The sequence below is a fragment of the Polaribacter sp. genome (genome assembly GCF_039939415.1).
Taxonomy (GTDB): Bacteria; Bacteroidota; Bacteroidia; order Flavobacteriales; family Flavobacteriaceae; genus Polaribacter.
Window position 1 is genome coordinate 25,450 of record NZ_JBDVJE010000066.1, and the last position, 10,608, is coordinate 36,057.

Annotated in this window: 5 protein-coding genes; 2 read left to right on the forward strand and 3 right to left on the reverse strand. The window is 28.8% G+C overall.

Going from position 1 to position 10,608, the window contains the following annotated elements:
• Positions 1 to 41: 41 nt before the first annotated feature.
• From ABJG40_RS10970 to ABJG40_RS10980, 3 genes are all read right to left on the reverse strand, one after another.
• Complete coding sequence (locus ABJG40_RS10970; protein WP_348024624.1) at positions 42 to 4,460, reverse strand: GEVED domain-containing protein; 4,419 nt, start codon at positions 4,458 to 4,460, stop codon at positions 42 to 44.
• Between the two features lie 148 nt (positions 4,461 to 4,608).
• Complete coding sequence (gene yidC, locus ABJG40_RS10975) at positions 4,609 to 6,492, reverse strand: membrane protein insertase YidC (RefSeq protein ID WP_348024625.1); 1,884 nt, start codon at positions 6,490 to 6,492, stop codon at positions 4,609 to 4,611.
• A 139-nt stretch (positions 6,493 to 6,631) separates the two neighbouring features.
• Positions 6,632 to 8,245 carry a CTP synthase gene (locus ABJG40_RS10980; RefSeq protein ID WP_348024626.1) on the reverse strand — a complete coding sequence of 538 codons (1,614 nt, stop codon included), beginning with the start codon at positions 8,243 to 8,245 and terminating at the stop codon, positions 6,632 to 6,634.
• Positions 8,246 to 8,472: 227 nt separating this feature from the next.
• Here ABJG40_RS10980 and rpmH point away from each other — a divergent pair, with 227 nt between their 5' ends.
• Entirely contained in the window at positions 8,473 to 8,634 is a 162-nt protein-coding gene (gene rpmH, locus ABJG40_RS10985) for a 50S ribosomal protein L34 (RefSeq protein ID WP_348024627.1), read from the forward strand.
• 107 nt (positions 8,635 to 8,741) lie between these two features.
• Positions 8,742 to 10,608, forward strand: a 1,867-nt coding sequence (carB, locus tag ABJG40_RS10990; RefSeq protein ID WP_348024628.1) for a carbamoyl-phosphate synthase large subunit, incomplete at its 3' end; no start/stop codon positions are given.

Genomic DNA, 10,608 nt, shown 5'->3' on the forward strand with positions numbered 1-10,608 from the left:
TAATCTTTAACATAGTAAAATGAATGTTGTTTTTATAAAAATTAATTAAGTAATATTTTTTTAGAAACAGTTCCGTTATTTGTTGTTAATTTTAAAATGTATATCGATTGAGAAGTAGTATTTATTTTTAGTTTTATATCTTTATTCTTATCATCAATACTCCAACTATTAATTTCTTTACCAAGAATTGAATATAATTTTACCTTGTTAACATAGGGTTGTTTATTTGTTTGTATATTAATTTCTTTTAAATTTTTATCATAAAAAATATATACATCATTGGTATTAATAATGTTTGTTGTTTGTAATGTGCCATTATTAAAACCTAAGTAAAATCGATCTAAATATTCTCCTGAATTAAGATTTAATTTTATTTGATTATTATTTAATAGATAATAATTGTTTGTTAACTTGTCAATTAAATAAACATTTTTACTTGGTAAATTCCACTGGTAAATTTTAAAATTTAGTTCTTTTTGAGTGTTTAAAATAATACCAATAGGAACTTCTAAATCATCACTTATTTCTTGTACACCTACAATTACATATTTTGCATCATTTGAATGAATTCTCCAGAAAAAGTCTGTTTCATTTAAATCGAACAATTCACTGTCGTAACCTTTTTCAAAATTTAAAGAATTGTTACTTTTAAAAGAAATTCCTAATTTTCTTGTTCTATTTAAGTTATTACTGTCTACATAATTCATCTCTATTTTTAAAATAGGCTCATTATTATCGGTTTTTTTATATTGTTGATTCTTATTTTTATTTGTTTTTAAAAATATAGAGTTATTTCCTTCTGTTATAAATTCTCTTTGCGAGTTATTAAAAGTAATTGTTCCACCATCTCCATCAGTTGAAATAAAAAATCCTTGAGCTATTGGTATGTATTGCTCAGGTTGAGAATATGTTGTTAAGTACCTAAAAATAATTTTATCAATATTTATTGTTTTATTTTCTTTTAATTTTAGTAAAAGTATATCTGAACTATTAACTTGTAATGGTATTAGTATTGTATCATAAGTAGTTCCTGTTGCAGGGAGAATTTGTGTTTTTTCTAATAAACCGTTTATATAAAATTCGAAATTAGTATTTGTTAAAGATTTATAAGAAACTCTTAAAGTATCTGCACTTTTATTAGAATTAATATTTTTAAAAGTTAAACTATCATTTATTTTTTCTAATAATACAGCATTTTCTTCAATGCTACTTTCTCCTCCAAGAGTAGCGTTTTCTGCTTCGATATTGTAATTATAATAAGTAAGAGCAGTCGAATTAGAAGAAACATTATTAGCGGAAAGCCCTACATTAAGATTTCTTGTTGCATAACCACCAATATAGCCAGAATAATAATGGCCTTCATTACCTTGTGTAGATTCTTCTCCAGTATGTTCCCAAAAATAAAGCGTGCCTGTTATTGCATCTAAATTATCTTCTATAAATTTTTTGCTGTTAATCGCAGAAGCATAGGGGTTACCTAATAAAACAGATAAATTTCCTGTAGTATTAAAACTATAATTTCCATCATTAATAGTACCTGTATAAGTGTAGTTTTGGGCTCTCCCAGGACCTTTTATAAGATAACCTTTACCAGAGTTTATTGCTCCAGAACTATAAACATGATTATAATTAGAAGCTGTTCCGTCAAAATCATAAGTATAAATCCAATAATCTGCAATTTTAATAGCTTCTGTAGGAGAATTTAAAAAATTCCCATCATAACCACTTATAAAATTAATATTTTTTGCAACAGAATTTATAGTTGTAGGTATGGTTCCATCTTTCAATACGTCAGCAATAGTATATGAATCAGAATTAATTGAAGAAGATACTGGAGAAGACATATAATTGTATCTATATTTACTATTAACTGTAGAGTTCTGATCTACAAATAATCTTCCATCTCCTAAAATACTCTTCGTAACTCTAGTATGAGTCTGTATTAATTGTGATGTACCAGAAAGTTTAATTTCTGAATTTGTATTTAAATTAATACTATCTGTTACAACTAGTAAGTTATTGTAGATTGCTAATTTAAATGCTGAAGAAACTTCAAGGTTTTTAGCACTTAATTTATCTGAAAAACTTAGATCTTGATTAATTAAAACGTTTCTAGATCTATCTGGGTAACCATTAGACCAGACATCGTTTGCTATTACAGTGTTATTTATTTTATGAATACCTAGTTTTACGTTTGACGTAGCATTGGCATTTATCACTTCAGAAATTAAAGGTGCATGTGGATGTCTTTCTGGCGGATTTGTTGTTGTTGATAAATTATCGTCTACAAATTCTATCCATTCAGTATTTGTATAACTTGAATTATATATTGTTACTTGGTCACTTCTAACTAAAGAGCTATTATTATTAATATTTGTAACAACATCAAATCTATTTTCCCATGCAGTAGCATCTGTTTTTTTAGTGATAATTAATATATCATTATTATCGTTAAAATCAGTTATTGCAGAGTTTTCAATTTCTAAACCAGTTACATTTGTAATAGTAGATGAAGGTTTTTTAATTAAAATAGATTCTTGAGGGTTAATTATTGAATTTACTAGATAAGTTGCATCAGGTGTAACATTGCTTTGGTCTCCACTTTTGTCTTTATATAACGCTAGTGCAATTTTATTTGCAGGAATAGTTTCTGTACTATTTGTATTTGTAATTTCTATCCAATTATCAACATTATTATAGTTATATACTTGAGAAATTAATGCAGATTCAAAAGAAGTATCGTCTACAGCTGTTAAAAACACATCATAATCTTCTATTTCACCTGCTTGATGATCAAAATTACAAGCAGAAGTAGGAGCAGCACTTTTCTTTATACTAACTCTTAATCTTGTTTTACCTAAAGTAGCATTACTAGGTACTAAAATATTGGTTAAGGGTATAGTAAATACAGAATTACTGTCATTAGTGTTGGTTACACTTAATATTTCTTCACCTGCATCAGTAAAATCTCCATTATTGTTAAAATCAATCCAAACAACAACAAAAGTAGTGTTATGACTTGCTCTTGTATAAGTAATGTCTCCAGAAAATGTTTCTCCTATCGCTAATTCTGTTGAAATTGAATTGTAATATTCGTACACGCTTGCGCTAGAGCTGCTAGAATTATTAATATTACCAACATTTACATTAGATATATAATATTGATTGTCTTTATTTAGGTTAACATTGTTATCACAATATTGTACTTCTACAGTAGTAAAAACTGTTAAGTTACTATAAGTACCACAGCTAGAAATGGTTTTAATTTGTACTTCATAAGTAAAGCCATCATCTAAACCTGTAATTATTTTAGAAGTGGTGGTGGCTGTAGTTTCTGTCCAAGTATCTGTGGAGCCATTTAACCTGTATCTAATATTAAAAGTACCTGTATCTGGTGAATCCCAATTAATTTTTGCTGTAGTTTCACTAATGTTTGTAACAGTAATATTTGTTGGTGTAGAAGGTGTAAGTATGGTAACTTTTTCTGTACTAGTTTCTGTTGTAGATCCATTATTAAATACCCAATCTATATAATAAATTCCAGCTGTGTTAAAAGTAGTAGTATCTGTAGTTGTAGCTACAATTTCTTGTCCACATTGAAAATTCATAACAGGAGCTGCTGCAGAATAAAAACAATATTCTGTAACCTCGTCTATAACAGGTGTTACAAAACTACCTGAATAAGGACTAATATTAACTGTTGTTGTACATGTAGATGATAATCCATCAGTATCTGTTACGGTTAGTGTTATTGTGTTTGGAGAAGAAGTATTACTGCAATCAAAATTATATTTATCTAAAGTTAAAATTAAATCTTCAGGAGCATCAAAATCATCAAAAGAATTATTATTTACATCATTAGCAGTAATTGAAGCATTTCCTAAAATATCTAAACTTAAATTAATAGCACCAACACAATTTGCTGTTGGTGAAATAGGTGATGGTTTTATGATGATTTTATAGTCTTCAAATTCACCTTCTTGCCACGTTCCATCACAAGCGTCATTTAAATTATTTCTATTAATAGCAACACGCATTCTTGTTTCTCCTGTTGTTGCAGATGAAGGTATAGATATTTGAAAATTTCTTATTATTCCATCTTCACTAAAAGGTTCTCTTGTTGTATAAGAATAAACAGTTTCATTAGAATCACTAAAGTCACCATCACCATTAAAATCAATCCATACCTTAAGAGTATTTTGATTGTAATTCTGAGCTTTATAAGTGATTGAAGTAGCGTAAGATTCACCTACTATAACATCTGTAGCAATTGTGTTGTAATACTCAAAAACATTTGCAGAGTTATCTGAGGTGTTAAAAATATCTGCAATATTTACTTTACTGATATAAAAAGAATTGTTAGAACCAGTCTGAATAGGTGTACAATATGAAGATTGAGAATATACTTTATTAAAAGTTAAATAAAATAAAAGTAAGATGTAGAAGTTTTTCTTATACATTTTTTCTTTTAAATATACACTTTTTTTATGAATATCTATTATTATTTACAATATAAATGTGAATTTAGTAATATTTAAAATGTTTCTAAATAAAAACCTAAAACTAGACGTTTTAGGTTTTTAGTTAATATTTAATAAAAAAAGAATCTTATTTTTTTCTTTTTTGTTGCGCTTGTTGTTCTTGAGCTTGTTTCATAGCATCGTCAATTCTCTGACGGAATTTACTTTTTGCTTTTTCTGGCTTTTTCTTGTTTTCTTCTATCTGTGCATGAATTTTATCTTCATCAATTACATAGTTTTTAATTACTAACATAATTGCAATTGTAAGTAAGTTAGAGACAAAATAATATAAACTTAAAGAACTTGCATAATTATTAAAAAAGAATAACATCATAATAGGAGAGAAGTAAATCATATACTTCATCATTTTTCCCATATCTGGCATTCCTTCTTGGGTAGGTGCTTGCATATTTGCTTGCTGACTCTGGTTCATTTTCATGTAAAAGAAAATAGCTACAGAAGCCAATATTGGAAATAAACTTACGTGGTTTCCATACCAAGGAATGGTAAAAGGAAGCTTAAAAATAACATCGTAAGAAGATAAATCTGGTGCCCATAAAAAGCTTTCTTGTCTTAAAGATAAGTTTGTAGGAAAAAATTTAAACAATGCAAAGAATACTGGCATTTGTAATAGTGCTGGTATACAGCCAGATAACATGCTTACACCTGCTTTTCTTTGAATAGCCATGGTTTCTTGCTGGCGCTTCATTGCGTTTTCTTTTCCAGGATATTTTTCATTTAATGCAGTTAGTTCTGGTCTAATAACCTTCATTTTTGCACTAGATAAATAAGATTTGTAAACTAATGGAGACATAATAATTCTAACAACAATGGTCATTAAAATAATAATCAATCCGTAGTTAGATAAAAACCCTTTTAATAAATTAAATACAGGATAGAATATTGTTCTGTTTAAGAAACCAAAAATTCCCCAACCTAAATCTGCGGTTTGATCTAAATCTGTACCTTCAAAAGTTTTTAATAAATTATAATCACTTGGCCCGTAAAACCATTTCATGTTATAATTTAATTCTCCATTAGATAAATCCAAAGGAGTTTTTAATTCGAATTTTTTTGTATAAACAGTATCTATTTCTTCATTTTTTACTAAATCTGTAGATATTACTGTTGCGTTATTTAATGGAGTGTTAGATAATAAACTAGAAGAAAAGAAGTGTTGTTTGTAAGAAACCCAATTTACATTATTTACAATTTCTGTGTCATTAGGGTTAAGATCATCAACCTCACCATCTGCTTTATAGTAAAGTTTAGAATACATGGTGTTTTCTGTCTTTAAACTTTTTTCATGTCTATACCCAATTAATGACCAATCTAAATTAATAGGAGTAGAAGAGTTTATTACAGAGCTTAAACCTTGAGATCTAACTGCGAAATTAACCATATAATCATTTGGTTTCATTTCATATCTGTATTCTAAAAACCGAGTGTCAGATACTTTTAATTTCATAGAAACGATAATGTTTTCACCGTTTTTAGAAATCGTTGGTTCAAAAAATAAATCTTTGGTATTTAAAATTCTATTATCTTTAGTACCAAAGTTAATGTTAAAAGATGCGTTCTTATCTTTTATCATATATAAAGGTAAAGAATCATGCGTTTTATAATTCTTAATTTGAGCTTCTATAATTTGCCCACCTTTATTATTTATAGTTAATTTTACTAATTCATTTTCTAAAACAGAATTTCCTTCTGAACCATTTATAGCACTTTGAGCAAAAGCGCCCAATTTATTAACAAAAGCAACTTGTTTTAAAGAATCGTTTTCAAAAACAGGTTTAATCTCAGAAGTAGTATTAGATGTGTTTTTTTCTGCCTCAATAATTTGTTCTGTTTTTGTAGCAGTATCAATAGCAGATTCATCTAGTTTTGTAGAGTTAATCCACCAAAAAGCAATACCTGCTAATAAAATCATTCCTATAAAAGAATTGACGTCGAATTTTTTTTGTTCCATATTTATAAATTGTCATTTTGTCATTAAATCAAAAAAAACTTTTGATAAAAACGCGACAAATGTAGTGAAAAAGCAGTTTTGTTTTCTTTTTTTCTGCTTTATATTATATGCCTATTATAGTTCAAATAGTGTTCCTAAATTATTTTTTAGATTGTTTTAAAGCGGCTTTAATAAAGTCTACAAATAAAGGATGTGGATTTAAAACTGTGCTTTTATATTCTGGATGATATTGTACACCAACAAACCAAGAATGTTCTGGTATTTCAACAACTTCTACTAAACCAGTTTTAGGGTTTATACCTGTTGCTTTTAAACCAGCAGCTTCAATTTCTTCTAAATAAGCATTGTTAAATTCATAACGATGTCTATGGCGCTCGCTAATTAATTCAGATTTATATGCATTAAATATTTTAGAATCTTTTTTTAATTCACAATCCCAAGCTCCCAAACGCATGGTTCCGCCTTTTTCTGTAATATCTTTTTGGCTTTCCATTAAATTAATAACAGGGTTTTTTGTGCCTTTATTCATTTCTGTAGAATTAGCACTTTCTAAGCCTAAAATGTTTCTAGAGTATTCTATTACCGCCATTTGCATTCCTAAACAAATCCCAAAAAATGGAATGTCATTTTCTCTTGCATATCTTACAGCTCTTATTTTTCCTTCAATACCTCTATCACCAAAACCAGGTGCAACTAAAATACCATTAACACCTTTTAGTTTTTTTTCAGCATTTTTAGGTGTTAGACTTTCTGAATGTACCCAACGTACCTTTACCTTAGTTTCATGTGTAGAACCAGCATGAATAAAAGCTTCTGTAATAGATTTATAAGAATCTTGTAACTCAATATATTTACCAATTAAAGCGATTTCAACTTCAGATTTTGGATTTTTATGTTTTCTAACAAACTCATTCCAAATTTTTAATTCAGGTTGCTTTTTTGTAGATAAATTAAATTTTCTTAAAACTACTTCGTCTAAACCTTGTTCTAACATTAAGTTAGGTACATCATAAATAGTTTCTGCATCTATAGATTGTATAACATCTTCTTTTTTAACATTGCAAAACAACGCTAGTTTACGTTTAATATCTTCAGAAATTTCATGTTCTGTTCTACAGACTAATATGTCTGGACTCACACCACTTTGCATTAACATTTTTACAGAGTGTTGTGTAGGCTTTGTTTTTAACTCACCTGCAGCTGCTAAATAAGGAACTAGTGTTAAATGTATTACAATAGCATTTTCTTCGCCTTTTTCCCATAACATTTGTCTTACAGATTCAACATATGGTAAAGATTCTATATCACCAACGGTTCCACCAATTTCAGTTATTACAATATCAAAATCACCAGTTTCTCCTAAAATTTGAATTCTACGTTTAATTTCATCTGTAATATGAGGAATTACCTGTACAGTTTTTCCTAAAAACTCACCTTTACGTTCTTTGTTTATTACAGATTGATAAATTCTTCCAGTAGTAACATTATTAGCTTGACTTGTAGGAATGTTTAAAAATCGTTCATAATGACCAAGATCTAAATCTGTTTCTGCTCCATCATCTGTAACATAACATTCTCCATGTTCGTACGGATTTAAAGTTCCTGGATCTATATTTATATAAGGGTCTAGCTTTTGGATGGTTACAGAAAATCCTCTTTGTTGTAGTAATTTAGCTAAAGAAGCTGCTATAATTCCTTTTCCAAGTGATGATGTTACGCCTCCTGTTACAAAAACGTACTTTGTATTATTCATGGTATTCTTAGGTTTGCGCAAAAGTACTAACTCTAAAATTTATGTCAAATAAAAAAGAGTAAAAACATTTATAAAAAATGTATTTTTGTGATTAGAATTTTTTTTAATTTTTTTTTAAATACTGTTTGCTATAATTAAAAACAGTTGTATATTTGCACACGCTTTAAACGAGGTAAAATTTGTTGAGCAAAAAAAAATAATAAAGAAGATTTTTAAAAATACACATAATGCCAAAAAGAACGTACCAACCATCAAAGAGAAAGAGAAGAAACAAACATGGTTTCATGGAAAGAATGGCTTCTGCTAATGGTAGAAAAGTATTAGCTCGTAGAAGAGCAAAAGGAAGAAAGAAGATTTCTGTTTCATCTGAAACTAAACATAAAAAATAAATGATTAACAATTTGTTAATATTAGGTGTTACTTTTTTTAAGTAACACCTTTTTTTATACCTAAGCACTAACTATTTTTGTAACACTAAACAACACAACAACTTACAATGCCAAAAAGAAAAGACCTCAAATCAGTTTTAATTATCGGATCTGGACCTATTGTTATTGGTCAAGCTTGTGAATTTGATTATTCTGGTTCACAATCTTTACGTTCCTTAAGAGAAGATGGAATCGAAACTATTTTAATTAATTCGAATCCTGCAACAATTATGACAGATCCATCTATGGCTGATCATATTTATCTGTTGCCTCTAACAACTAAATCTATTATTCAAATTTTAAAAGAACATCCTCAAATTGATGCTGTATTACCAACAATGGGTGGTCAAACTGCGTTAAATTTATGTATTGAGGCTGATGATAAAGGAATTTGGAAAGATTTTGAAGTAAAGTTAATTGGTGTAGATATTGATGCTATTAATATTACCGAAGATAGAGAGCAATTTAGAGAGTTAATGATTAAGATTGGTGTTCCTATGGCGCCACAAGCTACAGCTACCTCTTTCTTAAAAGGAAAAGAAATTGCACAAGAATTTGGTTTTCCGTTAGTTATTCGTTCTTCATATACGTTAGGAGGAGCAGGAGCTTCAATTGTTTATGATCCTAAAGATTTTGATGAGTTATTAAGTCGAGGTTTAGAAGCATCACCTATACACGAGGTGATGATTGATAAAGCAATGATGGGTTGGAAAGAATATGAGCTAGAGTTATTACGTGATAAAAACGATAATGTAGTGATTATCTGTTCTATCGAAAATATGGATCCAATGGGTATTCATACAGGAGATTCTATTACTGTTGCTCCAGCAATGACACTTTCTGATAAAACATATCAGAAAATGCGTGATACGGCAATTCATATGATGCGTTCTATTGGAGATTTTGAAGGTGGATGTAATGTGCAATTTGCAGTTTCTCCAGACGAAAAAGAAGATATTATTGCAATTGAAATTAATCCACGTGTTTCTCGTTCATCAGCATTAGCTTCTAAAGCAACAGGCTATCCTATTGCAAAAGTAGCAACAAAATTAGCAATTGGTTATTCTTTAGATGAATTAGAAAACGGAATTACAAAATCTACTTCTGCTTTATTTGAGCCAACGTTAGATTATGTAATCGTAAAAATACCTCGTTGGAATTTTGATAAGTTTGAAGGTTCAGACAGAACTTTAGGTTTACAAATGAAAGCGGTTGGAGAAGTTATGGGTATTGGACGTTCTTTTCAAGAAGCTTTACATAAAGCAACACAATCTTTAGAGATAAAAAGAAATGGTCTAGGTGCAGATGGAAAAGGTTATACAGATTATAATCAAATTATAGATAAGTTAACGAATGCATCTTGGGATCGTGTTTTTGCAATTTATGATGCAATAGCTATAGGAATTCCTTTAAGTAAGATTTATGATATCACAAAAATTGATATGTGGTATTTAAAACAATATGAAGAGTTATTTCATTTAGAAAAAGAAATTGCTACGTATACTATTGACACTCTTGATAGAGATTTGTTGTTAGAAGCTAAGCAAAAAGGTTATGGGGATAGGCAGATAGCTCATATGCTTAAATGTTTAGAAAGCGAAGTTTATACAAAAAGAGAAGAATTAAAAGTACAACGTGTATTTAAATTGGTAGATACTTGTGCTGCAGAATTTAAAGCAAAAACGCCTTATTATTATTCAACTTTCGAAAATGAAATTGAAACTGCAGATGGTGAGATTACAATTGCCAACGAAAGTATTGTAACTGATAAGAAGAAAATAATTGTTTTAGGTTCTGGTCCAAATAGAATTGGTCAAGGAATTGAATTTGATTATTGTTGTGTACATGGTGTTTTAGCTGCAGCAGAATGTGGTTACGAAACAATTATGATTAACTGTAATCCAGAAACGGTTTCTACAGATTTTGATACTGCAG

Excerpts from the sequence above, each read along its gene's own strand:
- yidC (WP_348024625.1), bottom strand. The coding sequence starts at position 6,492 with ATGGAACAAAAAAAATTCGACGTCAATTCTTTTATAGGAATGATTTTA.
- ABJG40_RS10980 (WP_348024626.1), bottom strand. The coding sequence starts at position 8,245 with ATGAATAATACAAAGTACGTTTTTGTAACAGGAGGCGTAACATCATCA.
- rpmH (WP_348024627.1), top strand. The coding sequence starts at position 8,473 with ATGCCAAAAAGAACGTACCAACCATCAAAGAGAAAGAGAAGAAACAAA.
- ABJG40_RS10970 (WP_348024624.1), bottom strand. The coding sequence starts at position 4,460 with ATGTATAAGAAAAACTTCTACATCTTACTTTTATTTTATTTAACTTTT.